The sequence below is a fragment of the Micromonospora sp. NBC_01739 genome (assembly GCF_035920385.1).
GTDB lineage: Bacteria > Actinomycetota > Actinomycetes > Mycobacteriales > Micromonosporaceae > Micromonospora.
In genome coordinates this window covers 3,112,621-3,131,477 of record NZ_CP109151.1, presented here as the reverse complement: position 1 = coordinate 3,131,477, position 18,857 = coordinate 3,112,621, and the positions used below count along the sequence as shown (strand labels likewise).

The following is an 18,857-nucleotide window of genomic DNA, read 5'->3' as shown; positions in this document are numbered from 1 at the left end:
AAACCCGGTGCGGGACACTCCTCGTCGGTAAGACCCTCCAGCCGTGGCCGCAGGTTCTTGCGCCAGTACCAGTCCAACTGCTCCGAGAGCTGCTCGCTTCTTTTCACTTCCGCACCCTACGTACAACGGAGACCTGGCTAGGACCCGCGCGGACGCCGGGCATTGCCTGCCGTGTGCCCGCCCCGTGCTGGTTCCGCTAGAACGTCTCAGTCCGTAGCAAGGTAGGCGGCGCGGAGGCTGTTGAGTCCTAGGCCGGTCCAATGCCTTCATCATCGGCTCGACACCTCGCTGCAGACCTTGCCGCCGCGACCCGGGCCGCCGCCTTGCGCAGAACGCCGGGTACGAGCTGGCGATGCAGGACCGACAGCGGAGGCCAGACCAGGTGCGCCAGCCAGCGGTCGTAGCGGAGGAATGTTCCCAGAGCCACGCTGTCACCGGTCGCTTGGACGACCAGGTTGGCGGTCAGGAACCAAGAGGTGGCTTCGAGTCGGATCCATTCGTCATCCTGCTCGCCGATCTGCCAGCCGGCTACGGTGTCCGCCGACACGGTCCGGCTGAGCCGTAAGCCCATCAGGCCCCGCCACAGAAACAGCTCGATGGCGTCGGGCGTGTCACCGAACATCACCCGGGCCCACCGTTCGACCGGTGCGGCGGCGCCGGTCGGCAGCACGAAGTGGTCGGCGTAGTCGATCCGAGACAGGGAGCTGAGGGTACGCACCGACGCGGGCAGACGTTCGACCCCGACGGTGCTGACGGCGGCTCTTGCACTCATGGGGCAGCTCCATTCGCAATATACGGTGCCGTATATTGCGACTGTAGCCGGCTTGCACGGTGGTGTACACAACAGAACGAGGTGAGACGCAGTGGCTGCCATCCGCACGCCCCGCGACAGGTGGATCGAGGAGGGTCTGCTGGTCTTGGCCGAGGGCGGCCCGGACGCCGTCCGGGTCGAGGTGCTCGCGAAGCGGCTCGGCGTCACCAAGGGCGGTTTCTACGGCTTCTTCGACGACCGTGATGCGCTGCTGCGCGCGATGCTCGACGTGTGGGAGCGCGAGAGCACGGAGGAGGTGATCGCGCGCGTCCAGCGTGAGGGTGGCGATCCGCGCAGCCAGATCCAGCGGGCCGGTGTGCTCACGTTCTCGAGTAGCCGGTTGCTGCCGATCGACCTCGCGATCCGCACCTGGGCGCGGCGCGATGAGGCGGTCGCCGAGCGGCTGCGCGCGGTGGACAACCGGCGGATGGCGCTGCTGCGCCAGATGATCGGCGCCTTCTATGCGGACCCGGAGGAGATCGAGGCCCGCGCCCTACTCGCCTTCTGCATGGCGATTGGCGTGCACTTCCTGGCCGCCGATCACGAGCAGCGCACCCGGGGGGAGGTTGCGCAGCGTGCGGTCGACCTGTTGCTCGATCGCGCACCCCGCTCCGCAGGTTGATCGTCGCCTTGGGGGCAAGGAGTCTGCCGGTGAGGCACACACGGGGCACAAGACACTGTGATCGAAGGCGCCATCGACTGAGACCCGCCCCCACCCGCAGTCCTTGACGGCCGGTCATGCCGCCGATCGGGTGTGCAGTCGACTACGTGGCGTTGGCCCGCACGGCAGCGATCAAAGGCATCCGCTCACGCCGCCCGTCGTGTGCGCTGACGGGGCCGGTACAAGTCACGGCGAGTCGCGTCGCAAGAGCAGAGACAGGAGATGACGACCGGATGAGCCCGGGGTCGTAGAGTGCTGTGATGGTCGACAGTTGGGCTGCTCCGCAGCGGGGAAACTGTACCTGCACGGTTCATCTCGAGCACCTCCTCGATGTGGTGCTGCCGCCGGCCCGTCCGGATTTGGAACCCGTGACCGTCGCCGAGCTGCTTGACACCGGCGACCTGAAAGCCGACCCGCTCACGGAGGCGGAACGAAGGCGGGGCGGCGCCGGATACCACTGGTCTCTCTGGGTCGGTGACGCCGCCCGCGGATACTACGACGACCACGCGTCGCTGCAGCTCGACGTGGGCATCCTGGCCACGCCGGGCGTCGAGCGCGTGGAGTGGCTCGATCGGGAGGAGTTTGTGGTCGGCGCGCCGACGCTGTGCGTCGACGGGATGACGGCCGTGGTCGCCAACGTGCTGGCCGACCCCCGCGTGCGGGTGTAGAAGACTGCATCGGCACGAGACACAGCAAATTGCGCAGGTAGTGGGTCCTGCACCGCGGCCACGACGCCCTGGGCAGAGCCGCGGCCGTCAATCTTGGACACTTTTCGATAGCTGATGACGACAAGTGTCCAAGATTGCGAGCGTTCGTCGCTCGCCGGTCCTGCCGCTCGGCGGTCGGTTCGTTCTGTCGGGTACCGGGGTATATCGGAGAACGTGGATCGTGAGGACTGGCGGCTGCTCGCCGCGCGGCATGGTCAGGACGGCGAGGAGCCTCGTCGTTGCCGGGATTGCCACGCCTACTGGCCGTGCGACTTCCGGCTGCGTGCCGAGGTGGAGTTGGCTGCGCACCTGCGGCCGTACCCCATCTCCTCGGCGACGTGAGGTCGTGACCTGGCGCTGATCTCCGCACCCGGCCTACGGGTCCCAATGGCGGGGTGAGGATGCGGCGAGGCCCGCGATGGTACGGCGACTGTTCCGTCTGCGGTCATGACTGGCGCGAACACCTCCCGCCGGAGCCGTGCAGCGAGTGCCGGTACGAGATCGAGCATGAGCAGCCGGAAGCTCCGTCAAGCCCGTGCCCGGCTACCGCTGCACCGCCTCCTGCTCGTCGCTGATCGGAGCCGGTGCGGGTTCTGCCAGCCGTCGGGCGATCCGTTCGACGGCGGTGAGGTCTTGCGGGGTCAGCCGGTCGATGAAGTGGCGTCGGACCGACTCGACATGGGTCGGTGCGGCCTCTTCCAGCGCGGTCAGACCCTGGGCGGTGAGGGTGAGGAGGCAGCCTCGGCCGTCGCTAGGGTCGGGGGTGCGCCGCAGCAGGCCGCGTGCCTCCATCCGGGTGGCGTGGCGGGACAGTCGGCTGCGTGACCAGCCCATCTTGTCGGCCTGTTCGCCCAGGCCGCTGGTGTGGTCGGGTCGTTCCGAGAGGGTGCTCAACACCTCGTAGTCGGGTTCGGAGAGCCCGATCGCCGCGAGATCGCGGGCCGTGCCGGTCGACACGGCGACCATCACCCGCCGGTACGCCCGCCACGCCCGCTCCTCATCCGGATTCAACCAGCGTACGGGCTCCGCTGCCGGGTTCGTTGACATGTAATCAATCTAGCACCTACGATTCGTTTCCATGTCAACGAGACCGATTCGTGTTCTTGCCCTGGTGTGCAGCACCCGTCCCGGTGCCCTGGGCCCGGTGGTCGGGCAGTGGCTGATCGAGACGCTCACCCCGCGGGCCGCGGAGCTCGGGGTCGAGCTCGTACCGGTCGCCGTCAGCGACCTGAACCTGCCGTTTCTGGACGAGGAGGAGCATCCCTCGTCCGGCGAGTACCGGCATGAGCACACCCGCCGCTGGAGCGAGACCGTCGACGCGGCGGACGCCTTCATCGCGATCACCCCGGAGTACAACTACGGGATGCCGGCGACCCTGAAGAACGCGCTGGACTACCTCAGCCGGGAATGGGCGTGGAAGCCGATCGGGTTCGTCAGCTACGGCCACACCTCGGCCGGCACCCGGGCGGTCCAGCACGCCAAGCAGGTGGTCACCACGTTGCGCCTGGTCCCCCTGGGCGCCACCGTGGCGATCCGGATCGGTGAGGCCGTGCAGGACGGGCGACTGCGGCCCGACCCCGCCCGACAGGCAGCGGGTGTCGGGCTCCTGGACGAACTGGTCCGGGTCGCCCACGCGCTGCGGCCGATGCGGGAACGCGCACAGGCAGGGACCTGCGCCGGTCCGCTGCTCGGTTCGTACGCCAGACGACTGACAGCCGACGACGCGGGCCAGGTGACGGTGCTCCAGCGGTGCTGCTGGGTGGACGAGGCCCTGGCCAACGACAGCATGGCCATACCGGCCCTGCACGAGTCGCCGGAACAGGTACGCGACTGGCTGACCGCCTGGCACACCACCGGCCTCTGGTTGGACGGCCGACTACTGGGCATGGTGCGGACCCGCCGCGTCGACACCGACTGGCACCTGGGTCGGCTCGCCGTCGTCCCCGACCTGCGCGGGCAAGGACTGGGCCGGTGGCTGATGCGGACCGCCGAAGCCGCCGCCGACCTCGCCTGCGACCGCATCGTGCTGTTCACCGGCGCCAGGAGTCAGCGCAACATCGACCTCTATCACCGTGAGGGGTACCGGACGGTGTCACCCGCCAATCCGGACGGCACCACCAGCCTGGCCAAGCCGGTGGCCTGACGGATCGTCGCGGCCGTGGGTGAGCGACCGAACCGCGTTCGGTCCGGTGGCGTCGGGCAGAGCGCTTCTGTGCATGAGGCGCGATGACCGACTTTGATACATGCCGGAGGTGATTGTTTCACGACACCGAAACATCGGCGCCGCTGATTGTGACGAAGTCATTACCGCTCACAGACTCCTGTGCGTCATGTTCCGGTGGAATGGAGGAACACATGCGTCTCCGATCATTCGTCAGCACAGCGCTGGCCGCTGTCCTGGCCGCCGCCGTACTCGTGCCGGCGGCACCTGCCGCAGCGGCCACCGCTGACCGTTGGGGGTTCGCCTACGTCAAGGACCCCAGCGTGTCGGTCTGGACCGTGCTCGACACCACCCGGCAGTGGGGTAGCTGGAAGACGGCGTTCCCGACCGCCTGGGCCGACGGCATCAAGGTCGGACCGGGCCGGTTCCAGGTTCGCTTCCCGCAGGTGGGCGCGGGCCAGCGGGGCGTACCCCATGTGACCCCGGTCAACCGGAGCGGGCACTACTGCGAGGTGGTTCGCTGGGGCCAGTCCGGCGCCGACCAGATCGTCGACGTGCAGTGCCACCGGCCCGGCGGCGCGCGCGAGGACACCCCGTTCACCGTGCTCTGGACGACCAGCTCGGGCGTGTTGCCGGCCGGCAACTCCTATGCGTACGTGCAGTGGGCCGGCGGCGGGTTGACGCAGTCGTACAACTCCACGGGCGTGGGGAACGCGGCCGGGGCGTTCGGTGTCGGGCAGTACGCGGTGCGGCTGCCTGGGGTGGGGCTGCCCGACTTGATCGCCGGCAACGTGCAGGTCACCGCCGTGCAACCGAACGCCCTTCCCCGCCGATGCAAGGTGAACTCCTGGGGCGCGGTCAGCACCGTGGTGCATGCGGAGGTCTTCTGCTACGACCAGGCCGGCGCGTACGCCAACAGCGACTTCGTCCTCTCGTACCACCGCCGGCGGTCGGTGGTCGGCTCCTTCGGCCCGCCCAATCACATCGGATACCTGGGTACCGCCGTCGGCGGGCAGACCAACGACAACTCGATGGTCGGTCTCAATGCCAACACGGTGGTGCCGCTGGCTCCCACCGGCCGCTTCCTGGCGACCTTTCCGCAGATCGGCGTCAGGGAGACGCATGTCCAGGTCGTGGCGCAGGGCCCCGGCAGCAACTACTGCCACCTCACCCAACCCTGGTCGTACACCACTGACGCCGAGGTCGACGTGCTCTGCTTCGACAACGCCGGCGTGATCACCCCGCACCGTTTCCTGGCCACCTTCACCTCCCGGGTCTGACGCCGGGCAGCGTCGGCGGCGGCCCTCCCAGGGCCACCGCCGACGCTGCGCCGTCTTCACCTCTGGTGCAGCAGGGTGACCAGGCCGTGGCCGTCCTCGATTCGGGCGTCCGGTCGTAGCTGCGGGTGGGGTGGTTCGCGGTCGGTGCGGGGCGAGCGCATGAGGATCGCGGCGGCGGTCCCGGCTCGTCGGGCGCAGGCGACGTCGCGGTGCACGGTGTCGCCGATGAACCAGCATTCCCCGATCGGTACGCCGATGGCCTCGGCGGCCAGCCAGGCCAGCCGGGGATTGGGCTTCCGGAGTCCGGCTTCGTCGCTGTAGAACTCGGCGGCGAACAGGTCGGACAATCCGGCGGTGGCGAGGAAGTCGCGATGCGCGGCCCCGCAGAGCGCGTTGCTGACCACGGCCATGGGCAGACCCGCATCCGCCGCCGCGCGCAAGGCCTCCGGGATCCCGGGGCGGATCTGCCAGTCCGGCCGCCAGGCCCAGGCGTACGCCAGGGAGGTCGCCGCCTCCTCGACCGCCGCCCGGGCCGGCTCGGGCCAGGAGTGGGTCACGAAGTCCGCCCACACCTGAGGGTGGGTCAGCTCGATCGGCTCGCCGGTGTGTGCGCTGTCGTCCCGCCATCGGCCGTAGGCTCTGCCGCCCTCGGTCAGGTCGGTGGTGATCTGCTCGCCCGACACGGTGCCGCCGACCAGGTCGGACAACCGCCGGACCAGGTCCGGTGGCGCCGGTGACTGTCGCGGAGCGTCGGCCAGGACGCCACCGAAGTCCAGCAGAAGCGCACGAGGCGATCGCAGCATGCCCCCATCCTTGCGCAAGCGGCAGAGTCCGTCCCTTCGCCTTCGGCCGCCGTGGTGAACGGTCGGGACGGTGCCGGGACGCTGGTCAGTCCGGCTGGCGGCGGGAAGCACCAGGCTGAGGTCGTCGGGCAGCGTCCAGCGGGCGAGCCCGCTCTGGTCCGATTCCAGCACTGCCGCGGCGGCGGCTCGGTGTGCCTGCTCGGCCACGTGCCGGAAGGCCGTGGTGTCGGCCGGGTCGAGCAGGAGGTCGTGCAGGGCGGTACGCAGCAGCCGGGTCGCCACCAGCAAGGCGGTCGAAGTCGCGCAGCCACTCCCGTTCCGGGCTCGGTGGTTCCGTCCAGCCGGCCCAGGTGTTGCAGAGCTCCAGGGCGGGATGCCCGCCGACCAGGATCGGCATCGGATAGCCGTCGACGTGGACCCAGTGCATGCCCACAGTGTGCCTTGACGCGTCAGGGCACGGTCAGTTTGGTCCTCGCCGTAGCGACTGGTGTGCGGCAGGTCCTGCAAGGTCTCCTCGATGCCGCTATGGGCGGTGACGGCGGTGTCGATCACCGTTTCGTAGCGCTTATAGATCAACTCGCGATAGCTTCGTTGGTCAACAAGTGTCCAGTTCGGACTATAACGCGACGGTATTGACGGGGGCGACCATTCAGTGCATTACCTGATGTTCTGTGGTCGGTTGTTGCGCATGAGGAAGTGATGTGTGCTTGACAGACTGAGAAAGAACGTCAGCCGGGAGTATCGATCGCGACGCCATTCGCGTACGCTGATTCCACATCATGGTCCTTAATTCGAGGAGGTGTCACGATGGTGCGTGGTGATGTTCGCGGAGTTGCCAACGCTGTTCGCGGTGTGGCCGACGCTGTTCGCGGTGTGGCCAACGCCGTGCGCGGTGTGGCCAACGCCGTCTGACGTTCAGTGGTCTAGTGCCAGTGACTGGGCTCGCCTCTGTCACTGGCTCAACGAGTGCGCCTAGCCGGCACTCTGGCCGCCTTTGAGCTGCCAGCATTCAGTGTCGGCTAGGCGCCCCACTGCGTCCGGAGATCGATATGCGGTCCCTGTGAAATCGAAAATAATACGGTGGCTGTGCGATCTATCCAGCCCGCCACCGAAACGCGCTTAATAGCTTTGTGGGTGGCTGCATCCGGATGGTATCGGTCACCGCTCCGACGCCGCTACCAGGGCAAGATGGTGCGCTCGGCCGACCGGAAATGTGAAGTCGGGAACGACCTGTTCAGTCCCCACCGCTCACCTGGGAGTGGCTTCCTGATCGTCGCGGGTTGCGGGGGTTCTTCCAGTCGCTGGGCGATCCGTTCGGTGGCGATGAGGTCCTCCGGAGCGAGGCCGGTCGGCCAACCTGAATGGCCTGTTCGTGTTTGCCCTGTACTGCTACGTCACGTCACGAGGTGCGCAGCGCGGCACCGACGGCTGGTAGACCCAAGCGGTACAACGATGTCTTCATGGCCCCGCGGCTCAACGCGGTGGCCGCCGACCGGTGCCGACGGTGACCATCGGTGCCACCGGTGCGCTGGGCGACGCCCCTGGCATCCCCTCCCGTACGGAGTTGGCGGCGGGACTGGCCGGCGCGTACCGGCACACCGCCCGCGACGCCGAGGAGCTTCCCATCACCGGCGGGCCGGACGAGGCCGCCGAACGCCTCGCGGAGTACGCCGCGCACGGCGCGAACCATGTGGTCATCGGACTGTCCGGCCCGGACTGGCGAACACAGGTCGATCTCCTCGCCGAGGTTCGCCGCCGGCTACCAGGAGAGGGTGGCGAGTGATTCGCGAGTTCTGTCCACGGGCTTAGGATCGGGTGGGTGAGTTCCGACCTGGACACCCTGCCGAAGATCAGTGCGCCGGCGACGCGGGCGTTGAACAACGCCGGCTACTCGACGCTGCGCGACCTTGTCGGGGTGTCGCGCGCGGAGTTGGCCAAGCTGCACGGCATGGGACCGAAGGCACTCGGGATCATCCAGAGTGCGCTGGAGCAGCACAACCTGACGTTGGGTAGCTGAGGCGCCGGCAGTCGCGTCTTCAGGACGCCTGACGGATCGGCATGTCGGCCAACCAGACGTCGGCCAGGTCGTCCAGTGGAACGTCGAGGGCCTGGCTGAGGCAGACCACCGTGCCGAAGGCCGGTGCGGGCAGCCGCCCTGCCTCGATCTTGCGTAGCGTCTCGGGGGAGATGCCGGCTGCCAGGGCCACCTCGACCAGGCTGCGGCCGGCCCGCGCGGCCCGCAGCGCCACCCCGAGGCGCTGGCCTGCGGCGATCTGTTCGGCGGTGAGTGGTTGGCGAACCATGCCAGCAGGATATCCCTCGGCACCCCCGACCCGTCGTGGTATAAAAATACCGCTTCGCGGAAGGGGGCTGTCGTGATCGAGCTCAAGTCGTCCGACGAGATCGGCCGGATGGCGGTGACCGGCCAGTTCGTCGGTGAACTGCTCGCCGAGTTGCGCGATCTCGCGGCGGTCGGGGTCAACCTGCTGGACCTCGAACACCACGCCCGTCGGCGGATCGCCGAACGCGGCGCCGAGTCCTGCTACTGGGACTACGCGCCCTCGTTCGGCCGGGGTCCCTTCCGCAACGTGCTGTGTCTGTCGGTGAACGACGCCGTGCTGCACGGCCTGCCCCACGACTACCTGCTGCGCGACGGGGACCTGCTCAGCATCGACATGGCGGTCTGCATCGACGGGTGGGTGGCCGATTCCGCGCTCTCCTTCGTCGTCGGCACCCCCGACCCGGCCGATCTGCGGCTGATCGAGGCCACCGAGGTGGCCCTGGAGGCCGCCATCGCCGCCGCCCAGCCCGGGGGTCGCCTGGGCGACATCTCCGCCGCGATCGGCGAGGTCGCCAAGGCGTACGGCTACGGGGTCAACGCCGAGTTCGGCGGACACGGCATCGGCCGCACCATGCACGAGGCCCCGCATGTGGCCAACAACGGCCGCCCCCGCCGTGGGGTGAAACTCGACCCCGGTCTCACCCTCGCCATCGAGCCCTGGTTCTGCCGCAGCACCGACAAGATCAGGTACGACGGCGACGGGTGGACCATCCGCTCCGCGGACGGCTCCCGTACCGCCCACTCCGAACACACCGTGGCCATCACCGCCGCCGGCCCCCAGGTGCTCACCCGGCGCCCCGTCCTCGCCCGCTGAGGGGCGACTTTCCCGTCCAGATCCGTAAACCTCTCATTCTTGCTACAAAGGGCATGAGGTCGGTGATTCTGGGCGGGGGAAGGCACCATGGCAACGGGTGACGGCACGGCCGGTGGCTCCAGGCCCCCCAGACGCAACCTGGTGGCGATCATCTCGATCGTCGTACTCTCCGGTGCCTTCTTCGGCTACAACCAGGGCGTCGTCAGCGGCACCCTGCAGGACATCCGCCGGGCCTTCGACGCGGACACCCTAGCGGTCGAGGCGGCGACCAGTTGGGTGACGATCGGTGCCCTGATCGGCGCCCTCGTCGGTGGTCATCTGGCCGACCTCCAGAACATGTGGCTGGCCGGGAACCGGGCCCGGGGTCACCGGAAGCCTTAAAGCCTGCCTATCCCCGCAAACTGCCCTAAAGCTCTCGAAACACTCCTAGAGTCGAACCTGGCATTCGGTAGGTCGATGAGCGGGAACGCCAGACCGGCAGCGGGACGGTTCGGCGCGAACCCGTACCCCGGTGGGTCCGCCCAACCGGCCGGCGACGCCATCCGGCGACTGCTGAGAAGGATCAGGAAATGCATCTCACACCGAGAGAGTTCGACAAGCTCACCATCCTCTCGTTGGCGATGGTGGCCAATGCCCGAAGGGCTAAGGGCCTGAAGCTCAACCATCCCGAGGCGGTGGCGGTCATCTGCGCCGCGGCCCTGGAGGGTGCTCGCGAGGGCAAGACCGTCGAAGAGGTCATGAACGACGCGCGCAGCGTGCTCAAGGCCGACGACGTGATGCCCGGGGTGGGGGACATGGTCCCGATGCTCCAGGTCGAGGCGGTGTTCACCGACGGATCCCGGCTGGTCACCATCCACTCTCCCATTCAATGAGGCGCTCCCTTTTCGACAGAGCGAGGCAGACATGGCCAAACAGCATCCGGGACCGAACTCCAAGCATCTGCGTCCGATCGGCGGATACAAGCTCAGTGATCAGCCGCTGGAGCTCAACGCCGGCCGTCCGGTGATCGAGGTCGTCGTGCACAACACCGGTGACCGGCCCATTCAGGTCGGTTCCCACTTCCACTTCTTCGAGGCGAACCGGTTCCTGGAATTCGACCGGCCGGCGGCCTTCGGTAAACGACTCAACATCCCGGCCACCACCTCGATCCGGTTCGAGCCGGGTGACCGTAAGACCGTGCAGCTGGTCTCGTACGGCGGTCTCCAGCGGGTGTACGGGTTCAACGGCCTGGTCCAGGGCTGGACCGGCGACGACCCCACCCCGCCGGACTATCGACCGGACCGCGCCGAGTCGCTGCACAACGCCAGGACACGCGGCTTCAAGTTCAGCGCGCAGGACCAGGGCGACAACAAGAAGCAGTAGGCATCGACGAGCGCGTACGGAACCTGGAGCGATAGATGAGTCAGATCTCGCGGCAAGAGTATGCCGGGATGTACGGCCCCACCACGGGCGACCAGATCCGGTTGGCCGACACCGACCTCTACATCGAGATCGAGAAGGACCTGCGGGTCCTCGGCGACGAGGTGATGTACGGCGGCGGCAAGACCCTGCGTGACGGCATGGGCAGCAGCAGTCAGGCCACCACCGCCGAGGGGGTGGTGGACCTGGTCATCACCAACGTCACCGTGCTGGACGCCCTGCTCGGTGTGGTCAAGGCGGATGTCGGCATCAAGGACGGCCGGATCGCCGGCATCGGCAAGGCCGGCAACCCGAACATCATGGACGGGGTGACCCCCGGACTGGTGACCGGGCCGGGGACGGACGCCATCTCCGGGGAGCACCTGATCCTGACCGCCGGGGGCATCGACGCCCACGTCCACCTGGTCACCCCCTTCCAGGTGCAGACCGCCCTCAGCAACGGGGTGACCACCCTGTGGGGTGGCGGCACCGGCCCCACCGACAGCACCAACGGGGTGACCATCACCCCGGGCCCGTGGAACATCCACAACATGATGCGGGCCTTCGAGAACCTGCCGATCAACATCGGCCTGCTGGGCAAGGGCAACAGCAGCGGCCGGGCGCCCCTGGTGGAACAGATCATGGCCGGGGTGCCGAGCTTCAAGATCCACGAGGACTGGGGTGCCCCGCCTGCGGTGATCCGGTCCTGCCTGGCCGTCGCGGACGAGTTCGACGTGCAGGTCAGCATCCACACCGACACCCTCAACGAGAGCGGCTACATCGAGGACTCGATCGCCGCCTTCGAGGGCCGGACCATCCACACCTTCCACACCGAGGGCGCCGGGGGCGGCCACGCGCCGGACATCATCAAGGTCGCGGCCCAAATGAACGTGCTGCCCGGATCGACCACCCCCACCGTGCCGTACGGCATCAACAGCCAGTCCGAGCTGTACGACATGATCATGGTCTGTCACAACTTCAACCCGAAGGTCCCCTCCGACGTGGCCTTCGTGGAGAGCCGCATCCGCACCGAGACCATCGCCGCCGAGGACGTGCTGCTCGACGAGGGCGTCATCTCGATGATGCAGAGCGACTCGCAGGCCATGGGCCGGGTGGGGGAGACCTGGCTACGCACCATCCAACTGGCCGGCCAGATGAAGAACGTCCGGGGCAAGCTCGCCGAGGACTCCTCGAACAACGACAACTTCCGGGTGCTGCGGTACGTCGCCAAGATGACCATCAACCCGGCCATCACCCAGGGGGTCTCCCACGTCATCGGGTCGGTGACCCCGGGCAAGCTGGCCGACCTCGTACTCTGGGAACCCGCCTTCTTCGGGGTGAAGCCCAAGCTGGTACTCAAGGGCGGCATGATCGCCTGGTCGATCATGGGCGACCCGAACGCCTCCCTGCCCACCCCGCAGCCGGTCTACTACCGGCCCTCGTTCGGGGCCACCGGGACCCAGGTCGCCAAGAACTGCGTCACCTTCGTCTCCAAGGCCGCCCACGAGAGCGGCATCGCCGAACAACTGGGCCTGCAACGGCAGGTCATGCCGGTCTACCGGTGCCGCAACCTGACCAAGCGGGACATGGTGCGCAACGACCGTACGCCGAGGTTGGAGGTCGACCCGGAGACCTTCGCGGTGAAGATGGACGGCGTCCACGCGACCGTGCCGGCGGCCAGGAACCTCCCCATGAGCCAGCTCTACTTCTTCAGCTGACCCGTACCCGGATCGCGGAAAAGGACGACACATGATCGTGGAATCGGTGCTCGGCAACGTGGCCGAGCCGGACTGGACCGAGCGGCTGAGCACGGCCAAGGTCGACGACCTGGTCCTGGACCAGTGGGAGGCCCAGAAGAGTCGGCTGCGCAAGGCGACAAGCCTCGGCACCGAACTCGCCCTCTCCCTGTCCCGGGGGGTACGGCTGCGCGACGGCGACATCCTGGCCTGGGACGAACTCACCGGGACTGCGGTGGTGGCCCGGATCGCCCTCGGCGAGGTGATGGTCGTACACCTGGACAAGCTGCACGGGGAATCCCTGGACATGGTGATCCGCTCGGCCGTGGAGCTAGGGCACGCCATCGGCAACCAGCACTGGCCGGCCGTGGTCAAGGGCACCAAGATGTACGTGCCGCTGACCGTGGACCGCAAGGTCATGGACTCGGTGATGCGTACCCACTCGTTCACCGGCGTCTCGCACGAGTTCATCGCCGGTACGGAGGTCATCGCCTACCTGGCCCCGCACGAGTCGCGGCGGTTGTTCGGCGGAGCGGACTCCACCCCGCACTCGCACCTGCCCGCCGAGCTGAACTGAAGGATCGTCCTGCCATGCCCACCATGGCCGAGGCGCTGCGGTTGCTCCAGTTCGGCGACTCGGTGTTCCCCGTCGGCGCCTTCTCCTTCTCCAACGGGCTGGAGATGGCCGTCCAGCACGGGACCGTGCACGACCGCAGCAGCCTCCAGGAGTACGTCCGGACCATCACCCGACTGGCCGCCACCGGCGACGGGGTCGGCGTGCTGGCCGGGCATCGGGGGGCGGCGGTCGGGGACCTGGACCAGGTCCGCCGGGCGGACGAGGCCGTCCACCTCCGCAAGATCAACGAAGAGATGCGCACCATGTCGGTACGCATGGGCCGCAAGCTGGCCGAGGCCGCCAACCGCATCATCGGTGAGTCGCTGCTCAAGAAGCGGGCCGGCGAGACCGACGGCCTGGTCCCGGTGACCTATCCGGTGGCCCTGGGGGTGCTCTTCGCCGAACTCGGGGTCGACGAACAGGCCGCCTTCGCGGCCCACCAGTACGGCGCGGCGTCGATGGTGCTGAGCGCGGCGATCCGACTGCTGCGGGTGGACCACCTCGACGCCCAGTCCATCCTGTACGCCGTCAACAAGGCGGTCGACGACGACTACCAGGACGTCCGCGGCGCCACCCTGGACGACATGCAGGGCTTCGCCCCGCACCTGGACGTCCTGGCCGCCGCGCACCAGCACGCGCACGTCCGCATGTTCATGAGCTGAACCTCGCGATTACTTCGAAGAAGGGTCGAGCACAGATGAAGTCAGCAAGCCGTATCGGCGTGGGTGGCCCGGTGGGCAGTGGCAAGACCGCCATCATCGAGACTGTCGTGCCCCGCCTGGTGGAGCAGGGGCTGCGCATCCTGGTCATCACCAACGACGTGGTCACCACGGAGGACGCCAAGCACGTCCGGCGGGCGTTGACCGGGGTGCTGGTCGAGGAGCGCATCGTCGGGGTGGAGACGGGGGCCTGCCCGCACACCGCCGTCCGGGAGGACCCCAGCATGAACCTGGCGGCGGTCGAGGACATGGAGGCCAAGTTCCCGGACAGCGACGTGGTGCTGATCGAGAGCGGCGGGGACAACCTGACCCTGACCTTCAGCCCCGCCCTGGTCGACTACTTCATCTACGTGATCGATGTCGCGGCCGGCGACAAGATCCCGCGCAAGAACGGTCCGGGGATCTCCAAGTCCGACATCCTGGTGATCAACAAGACGGACCTGGCGCCGTATGTCGACGCCGACCTCGAGGTGATGGCCCGCGACGCCGCGATGATGCGTAACGGCAAGCCGTTCGTCTTCACCAACTGCAAGACCGGTGCGGGCATCGACGAGCTGGTCGACCTGGTCCGCCGCGATGTGCTCTTCGATGCCGAAGTGCCGGCATGACGACTTCCCTGGACCTGGTCCGGGAACTGGCGCCGTACCAGGATCAACCGGCCCAGCTACCGGCCGCCGCCAACGGCAAGGTCGGGGTGCTGCGGCTCGGTTTCCACCGGCGCGGTGACCGGACCATCCTGCGTGACCTCTACCGGCAGTCGCCGCTGCTGGTGCAGCGGGCACTGTACTGGGACGAGGAGATGCCCGGCCTGCCCTGCGTGATGATCCTGACCACCTCCGGCGGGGTGCTTCAGGGCGACCGGCTGTCCATGGAGGTCGACCTGGGCCCGGGGGCGCAGGCGCACCTGACCACCCAGGCCGCCACCAAGATCCAGGAGATGGACGCCAACTACGGCACCCAGCAGCAGACCATCACCCTGGCCGAGGACGCCTACCTGGAGTTCCTCCCGGAGCCGGTGATCCCGTTCCGGCGCAGCCGATTCGTCTCCCACACCCGGGTACGGCTGCCGGCCAGCGCCACCCTGCTCTACGCCGAGGTGCTCCAGCCCGGCCGCAAGTACTACCGCGACGGGGAGATCTTCGCCTACGACCTCTTCTCCTCCCAGCTCCGGGCGGAGCGGCCGGACGGGCGGGGGCTGTTCGTCGAGAAGTTCGTGATCTCTCCCGGCGGATTCCCGGTCGACCGGGTCGGGATGATGGACCGCTTCCACGTCTTCGGCAACGTCATGCTGCTGACCGACCCCGCGCGGGCCGCGCGGGTCTACGAACGGACCTCGGAACCCGTCTGGGACGAGCAGACCCCCTTGGCCGGGGCGGTCGGTCGGCTGCCCAACGACGCGGGTCTGGTCTTCAAGGTCCTCGGTCAGGAGACCGAGCCCGTCAAAGCGGCCGTCCGGGCCTTCTGTGCCGCCGCCCGCGAAGAGGTGGTCGGCTGCACCTTCCCGCCGGCCTTCAGTTGGCGCTGAGCTGACATGGCCGCCATCACACAGGGCTGGGACGGACTGGCCGACCGCAATCCGCTCGTCCAGTTCATCGACGCCTGCCTGCGCGGACCGGCGCAGGTGGTGTTCCAGAACAATCCGCTGACCGGCCTGGTCATCCTCATCGCGGTCGCCTGGGGGGCCTTCGACGGCGGGCACCCCCGGGTCTTCGGTGGTGGGGTGCTGGGGCTGGTCGTCGGCACCGCGACCGCCCTGGTGCTCCAGGTCGACCGGGCCTCCTGGCGCAAGGGGCTGTTCGGGTTCAGCCCCTTCCTCACCGGCATCGCCGTGCCGACCTTCCTGGACCAACGTCCCCTGATGTGGCTGTATCTGGTGCTCGGCGCGGCGGGCACCACCGTGGTGACCCTGGCCCTCAACGCCATCTTCAAACGGTGGGGCCTGACCGCCTTCACCTTTCCCTTCGTGCTCACCACCTGGGTGCTGCTGCTGGCCGCGTACCAGTTCGACCGGTTCACCGTGCTGACCCAGTTGACCCCGAAGTTCCCCGGCGAGGGCACCCTGACCGGTGGGCGCTTCGACTGGGACCTGGTGCCGATCTTCCTGCGCGGCATCTCCCAGGTATTCCTGATCAACAGTTGGGTCAGCGGGCTGCTCATCGTCATCGCCCTGTTGATCAACTCTCGCTGGTCGGCGGTCTTCGCGATCGTCGGCACGGTCGGCGCCACCCTGCTGGCCCTCTGGTTCGGTGCCGACGGCACCAGCCTCGACAAGGGACTGCTCGGCTTCAACGCCGTACTGACCGCGATCGCGGTGGGCGCGGTGCTGCACCGGCCGGGCCTGCTGGTGACCGGGTACACCCTGTTCGGCATCGCCCTGACCCTGTTCATCCAGATGGCCATGGCCAGTGTGCTCACCCCGTTGGGCATCCCGGTGCTGACCGGCCCCTTCAACGTCGCCACCTGGTTGTTGCTGCTGCCCGACCGGCACTTCGCGCCGGTGCCCAATCACGAGCGGGTCAAAGAGACCGTCGTGTCGTCCGTCCGACGTTCGGTCTGACCGGCCGTATGCAGAAAGGGGCAGGTCGTGTCCGCTGACATCGCGGCTAACCCGGGGGACACCGCCTGGGTGCTGGTCTGCACCGGGCTGGTGCTGTTCATGACCCCCGGCCTGGCCGTCTTCTACGGCGGGATGGTGCGCAGCCGCAACGTCCTGGCGATGCTGCAGCAGAACATGATCGCCCTGGGGGTGGTCAGCCTGACCTGGGTGTTCGTCGGCTACACCATCGCCTTCGGCGACGACGCCGGCAGCGGCCTGTTGGGCAACCTGGAACTGTTCGGGCTGACCGACCTGAAGGTGCCCCCCGCACCCCATCTGCACGTGGTCGACGGGCGGATCACCATCCCGGCCCTGGCCTTCGTCGCGTACCAGATGATGTTCGCGGTGATCACCCCCGCGCTGGTCACCGGCGCCACCGCCGGCCGGTTGAGGTTCGGCGGCTGGGTGCTGTTCCTGGCCCTCTGGTCCATCGTCGTGTACGCCCCGATCGCCCACTGGCTCTGGCACCCGGGCGGTTGGTTGGCGAAGCTCGGTACCCAGGACTGGGCCGGCGGAATGGTCGTGCACGCCAGTGCCGGGGCGGCCGTGCTCGCCGTACTGCTGGTCGTCGGCCGACGCAGGAACTGGCCGCACGCGGAGGCACCCCCCAACTCGATCCCGCTGACCATCCTCGGTGCCGGGATCCTCTGGTTCGGCTGGTTCGGCTTCAACGGTGGGGACGGGCTCCAGGCCAACGGGGTGGCCGCCCAGGCCGTGCTCAACACCCACCTGGCCGCCGCCGCCGGAATGCTGGTGTGGCTGCTGGTGGAGCGGGTCAAGGACGGCCACAGCACCGTGGTCGGCGGGGTCTCCGGGGCGGTCGCGGGGCTAGCGACCGTGACCCCGACCGCCGGGTACGTCAACACCCTGTCCGCCATCGCGATCGGCGCGATCGCCGGTCTGGTCTGTCATCTGGCGCTGCGGTTGAAGTATCTGCTGCGGCTGGACGACGCCCTGGACGTGCTGGCGGTGCACTTCGTCGGCGGCATGCTCGGCTCCCTGCTGCTGGGCCTGTTCGGCGACAACGGCATCAACCCCCTGGGCCGCGACGGTCTCTTCCTCGGCGGTGGCGCCGGCCTGCTGTGGGACCAGGTGGTCGGGGTGGTCAGCGTGGTGGCCTTCTCCTTCGTACTGACCTGGCTGATCGCGGCCGGGATCCAGGCGGTGCTCGGCCTGCGGGTGCCGGAGAAGGACCAGGACCGGCTGGACCAGGCCCAGCAGGGCACGGACGCCTACCACCTGGGCGGGGTGACCAGCCTGGTCGCCCCGGGCGGACCACAACGCCGATCCCGGCGGACCAGGTCGGGCGGTGCGGGTTCGGTGCCGGCCGGGCAGCAGGTCAAGCTGGTCAGCGCCCTGCTGGACCCCGCCCGGGTGGCCGACAGCGGGAGCCTGCGCGAGGAACTGCTAGGTGCCGGCGCGATCTCCCTGACCGTCTCCGACACCACCGCGGCGACCGAGGGGACCATGCGGCAGGTGCTGCCGCGCGGCTACTGGCAGGAGCAGCCCCTGCTGGCGCGACTACGGCTCGACGTGCTGGTGCCTGAGCAGGCCGAGCAGGCCGTGGTCGACCTGCTGAACCGCTACGAGCCCCGCCTGGTCTGGACCTCCGAGGTGGCACCGATGGTCGTCAAGTAGCTCTCACCCCGAGGCCCTCGGACCGCTCAGGGGCCGAGCCGGTCAGCCGTCGACCCAGCCGTGGGCGCGGCTGAACTCGATGAATCGTTCCCGTACCGCGATGATCTGGGCGCCGGTCAACGACGGCGAGCAGCGCAGCAGCAGTTCCGTCACCGCCCCGGTGAACTCGGCGGGGGACAGCACGTCGCACAACTCCTCGTCGCCCTCGACGCGCGGACGCAGCCGCCGCTCGCCACCGACCGCGGGCGACTCCGGCTCGATGAGCCGCACCGAGGCGGCCTTCAGGCCACGATCGCTGTCCACGGCCTCGAACTCAACCGGCATCCCGACCCGCACCTGGTGACGGTGCTCGCCGAAGTCGTTGGCGTGGACGAAGACGTCCTCCCCGCCGGCGGACGGCGCGATGAAGCCGTAACCGCGAACCTCATCGAACCGGATGATCTTCCCCACTGACGCCACGACAACCCCACCCCGTACTCAACGCACACTCACTGCGACAACCCGGGACACCCTGCTCGCGGTCGCGTCCACGCCCAGCGCTGGTCGAGAACTTAGCCGCGGCAGGTCCCGCCCTCG

At 68.4% G+C, this 18,857-nt stretch carries 23 protein-coding genes and 1 pseudogene; 18 read left to right on the top strand and 6 right to left on the bottom strand.

Annotation, left to right across the window (positions count from 1 at the left end; all coding sequences use genetic code 11):
- Positions 1-17 precede the first annotated feature (17 nt).
- Positions 18-107: pseudogene (locus tag OIE53_RS13825) on the bottom strand (DinB family protein); the annotation flags it as partial.
- Positions 108-247: 140 nt separating this feature from the next.
- Positions 248-772, bottom strand: coding sequence for a hypothetical protein (locus OIE53_RS13820; RefSeq protein ID WP_327021973.1), 525 nt, complete (start codon positions 770-772; stop codon positions 248-250).
- Between the two features lie 91 nt (positions 773-863).
- Here OIE53_RS13820 and OIE53_RS13815 point away from each other — a divergent pair, with 91 nt between their 5' ends.
- From OIE53_RS13815 to OIE53_RS13805, 3 genes are all read left to right on the top strand, one after another.
- Positions 864-1,433 (top strand): TetR/AcrR family transcriptional regulator, encoded by a 570-nt coding sequence (locus tag OIE53_RS13815; protein WP_327021972.1) that lies wholly within the window; start codon positions 864-866, stop codon positions 1,431-1,433.
- 299 nt (positions 1,434-1,732) lie between these two features.
- Entirely contained in the window at positions 1,733-2,140 is a 408-nt protein-coding gene (locus OIE53_RS13810; protein ID WP_327021971.1) for a hypothetical protein, read from the top strand.
- Positions 2,141-2,353: 213 nt separating this feature from the next.
- The gene (locus OIE53_RS13805; protein WP_327021970.1) at positions 2,354-2,521 is read left to right on the top strand and encodes a hypothetical protein; all 168 of its coding nucleotides are present in this window, start codon (positions 2,354-2,356) and stop codon (positions 2,519-2,521) included.
- A 201-nt stretch (positions 2,522-2,722) separates the two neighbouring features.
- On the opposite strand, the gene OIE53_RS13800 is transcribed toward OIE53_RS13805, so the two are convergent.
- Positions 2,723-3,226: a MarR family winged helix-turn-helix transcriptional regulator gene (locus tag OIE53_RS13800; RefSeq protein ID WP_327021969.1), complete on the bottom strand. Its 504-nt coding sequence runs from the start codon at positions 3,224-3,226 to the stop codon at positions 2,723-2,725.
- Positions 3,227-3,257: 31 nt separating this feature from the next.
- Here OIE53_RS13800 and OIE53_RS13795 point away from each other — a divergent pair, with 31 nt between their 5' ends.
- Both OIE53_RS13795 and OIE53_RS13790 read left to right on the top strand, forming a co-directional pair.
- A complete protein-coding gene (locus tag OIE53_RS13795; protein WP_327021968.1) occupies positions 3,258-4,322 on the top strand; it encodes a GNAT family N-acetyltransferase in 1,065 nt (354 codons plus the stop codon).
- Positions 4,323-4,534: 212 nt separating this feature from the next.
- Complete coding sequence (locus OIE53_RS13790; protein WP_327021967.1) at positions 4,535-5,620, top strand: hypothetical protein; 1,086 nt, start codon at positions 4,535-4,537, stop codon at positions 5,618-5,620.
- A gap of 56 nt (positions 5,621-5,676) precedes the next feature.
- Here OIE53_RS13790 and OIE53_RS13785 read toward each other — a convergent pair whose 3' ends face one another.
- A complete protein-coding gene (locus OIE53_RS13785; protein WP_327027186.1) occupies positions 5,677-6,423 on the bottom strand; it encodes an HAD family hydrolase in 747 nt (248 codons plus the stop codon).
- Between the two features lie 1,504 nt (positions 6,424-7,927).
- Between OIE53_RS13785 and OIE53_RS13780 the strand changes: the two genes are divergently transcribed.
- Positions 7,928-8,206: a hypothetical protein gene (locus OIE53_RS13780; protein ID WP_327021966.1), complete on the top strand. Its 279-nt coding sequence runs from the start codon at positions 7,928-7,930 to the stop codon at positions 8,204-8,206.
- 36 nt (positions 8,207-8,242) lie between these two features.
- On the top strand, positions 8,243-8,440 hold the full coding sequence (locus OIE53_RS13775; RefSeq protein WP_327021965.1) for a helix-hairpin-helix domain-containing protein: 198 nt from the start codon (positions 8,243-8,245) through the stop codon (positions 8,438-8,440).
- 19 nt (positions 8,441-8,459) lie between these two features.
- On the opposite strand, the gene OIE53_RS13770 is transcribed toward OIE53_RS13775, so the two are convergent.
- Complete coding sequence (locus OIE53_RS13770; RefSeq protein ID WP_327021964.1) at positions 8,460-8,726, bottom strand: helix-turn-helix domain-containing protein; 267 nt, start codon at positions 8,724-8,726, stop codon at positions 8,460-8,462.
- Between the two features lie 72 nt (positions 8,727-8,798).
- Between OIE53_RS13770 and map the strand changes: the two genes are divergently transcribed.
- The 11 genes from map (at position 8,799) to OIE53_RS13715 (ending at position 18,281) form a co-directional block, all read left to right on the top strand.
- Entirely contained in the window at positions 8,799-9,578 is a 780-nt protein-coding gene (gene map / locus OIE53_RS13765; protein WP_327021963.1) for a type I methionyl aminopeptidase, read from the top strand.
- An 87-nt stretch (positions 9,579-9,665) separates the two neighbouring features.
- Positions 9,666-9,959 carry a hypothetical protein gene (locus tag OIE53_RS13760; RefSeq protein WP_327021962.1) on the top strand — a complete coding sequence of 98 codons (294 nt, stop codon included), beginning with the start codon at positions 9,666-9,668 and terminating at the stop codon, positions 9,957-9,959.
- Positions 9,960-10,147: 188 nt separating this feature from the next.
- Positions 10,148-10,450: an urease subunit gamma gene (locus tag OIE53_RS13755; RefSeq protein WP_327021961.1), complete on the top strand. Its 303-nt coding sequence runs from the start codon at positions 10,148-10,150 to the stop codon at positions 10,448-10,450.
- 31 nt (positions 10,451-10,481) lie between these two features.
- The gene (locus tag OIE53_RS13750; RefSeq protein WP_327021960.1) at positions 10,482-10,940 is read left to right on the top strand and encodes an urease subunit beta; all 459 of its coding nucleotides are present in this window, start codon (positions 10,482-10,484) and stop codon (positions 10,938-10,940) included.
- Between the two features lie 35 nt (positions 10,941-10,975).
- Positions 10,976-12,694, top strand: a complete 1,719-nt coding sequence (locus OIE53_RS13745) for an urease subunit alpha (protein ID WP_327021959.1) — start codon at positions 10,976-10,978, stop codon at positions 12,692-12,694.
- A gap of 31 nt (positions 12,695-12,725) precedes the next feature.
- A complete protein-coding gene (ureE, locus tag OIE53_RS13740; protein WP_327021958.1) occupies positions 12,726-13,289 on the top strand; it encodes an urease accessory protein UreE in 564 nt (187 codons plus the stop codon).
- Between the two features lie 14 nt (positions 13,290-13,303).
- Positions 13,304-13,990, top strand: coding sequence for an urease accessory protein UreF (locus OIE53_RS13735; protein ID WP_327021957.1), 687 nt, complete (start codon positions 13,304-13,306; stop codon positions 13,988-13,990).
- 35 nt (positions 13,991-14,025) lie between these two features.
- The gene (ureG, locus tag OIE53_RS13730; RefSeq protein WP_327021956.1) at positions 14,026-14,655 is read left to right on the top strand and encodes an urease accessory protein UreG; all 630 of its coding nucleotides are present in this window, start codon (positions 14,026-14,028) and stop codon (positions 14,653-14,655) included.
- Positions 14,652-15,572, top strand: a complete 921-nt coding sequence (locus tag OIE53_RS13725) for an urease accessory protein UreD (RefSeq protein ID WP_327021955.1) — start codon at positions 14,652-14,654, stop codon at positions 15,570-15,572. The genes ureG and OIE53_RS13725 overlap by 4 nt, the downstream gene beginning before the upstream one ends.
- 6 nt (positions 15,573-15,578) lie before the next feature.
- Positions 15,579-16,604, top strand: coding sequence for an urea transporter (gene yut / locus OIE53_RS13720; protein ID WP_327026995.1), 1,026 nt, complete (start codon positions 15,579-15,581; stop codon positions 16,602-16,604).
- 27 nt (positions 16,605-16,631) lie between these two features.
- The gene (locus OIE53_RS13715) at positions 16,632-18,281 is read left to right on the top strand and encodes an ammonium transporter (RefSeq protein ID WP_327026994.1); all 1,650 of its coding nucleotides are present in this window, start codon (positions 16,632-16,634) and stop codon (positions 18,279-18,281) included.
- A 42-nt stretch (positions 18,282-18,323) separates the two neighbouring features.
- Here OIE53_RS13715 and OIE53_RS13710 read toward each other — a convergent pair whose 3' ends face one another.
- The gene (locus OIE53_RS13710) at positions 18,324-18,740 is read right to left on the bottom strand and encodes a cold-shock protein (RefSeq protein ID WP_327026993.1); all 417 of its coding nucleotides are present in this window, start codon (positions 18,738-18,740) and stop codon (positions 18,324-18,326) included.
- Positions 18,741-18,857 lie beyond the last annotated feature (117 nt).

Bases quoted from the DNA above. Each gene is read 5' to 3' on its own strand.
- OIE53_RS13820 (WP_327021973.1), bottom strand. From the start codon at position 772: ATGAGTGCAAGAGCCGCCGTCAGCACCGTCGGGGTCGAACGTCTGCCC.
- OIE53_RS13810 (WP_327021971.1), top strand. From the start codon at position 1,733: ATGGTCGACAGTTGGGCTGCTCCGCAGCGGGGAAACTGTACCTGCACG.
- OIE53_RS13800 (WP_327021969.1), bottom strand. From the start codon at position 3,226: ATGTCAACGAACCCGGCAGCGGAGCCCGTACGCTGGTTGAATCCGGAT.
- OIE53_RS13795 (WP_327021968.1), top strand. From the start codon at position 3,258: ATGTCAACGAGACCGATTCGTGTTCTTGCCCTGGTGTGCAGCACCCGT.
- OIE53_RS13790 (WP_327021967.1), top strand. From the start codon at position 4,535: ATGCGTCTCCGATCATTCGTCAGCACAGCGCTGGCCGCTGTCCTGGCC.
- OIE53_RS13785 (WP_327027186.1), bottom strand. From the start codon at position 6,423: ATGCTGCGATCGCCTCGTGCGCTTCTGCTGGACTTCGGTGGCGTCCTG.
- OIE53_RS13770 (WP_327021964.1), bottom strand. From the start codon at position 8,726: ATGGTTCGCCAACCACTCACCGCCGAACAGATCGCCGCAGGCCAGCGC.
- OIE53_RS13760 (WP_327021962.1), top strand. From the start codon at position 9,666: ATGGCAACGGGTGACGGCACGGCCGGTGGCTCCAGGCCCCCCAGACGC.
- OIE53_RS13755 (WP_327021961.1), top strand. From the start codon at position 10,148: ATGCATCTCACACCGAGAGAGTTCGACAAGCTCACCATCCTCTCGTTG.
- OIE53_RS13750 (WP_327021960.1), top strand. From the start codon at position 10,482: ATGGCCAAACAGCATCCGGGACCGAACTCCAAGCATCTGCGTCCGATC.
- OIE53_RS13745 (WP_327021959.1), top strand. From the start codon at position 10,976: ATGAGTCAGATCTCGCGGCAAGAGTATGCCGGGATGTACGGCCCCACC.
- ureE (WP_327021958.1), top strand. From the start codon at position 12,726: ATGATCGTGGAATCGGTGCTCGGCAACGTGGCCGAGCCGGACTGGACC.
- OIE53_RS13735 (WP_327021957.1), top strand. From the start codon at position 13,304: ATGCCCACCATGGCCGAGGCGCTGCGGTTGCTCCAGTTCGGCGACTCG.
- ureG (WP_327021956.1), top strand. From the start codon at position 14,026: ATGAAGTCAGCAAGCCGTATCGGCGTGGGTGGCCCGGTGGGCAGTGGC.
- OIE53_RS13725 (WP_327021955.1), top strand. From the start codon at position 14,652: ATGACGACTTCCCTGGACCTGGTCCGGGAACTGGCGCCGTACCAGGAT.
- yut (WP_327026995.1), top strand. From the start codon at position 15,579: ATGGCCGCCATCACACAGGGCTGGGACGGACTGGCCGACCGCAATCCG.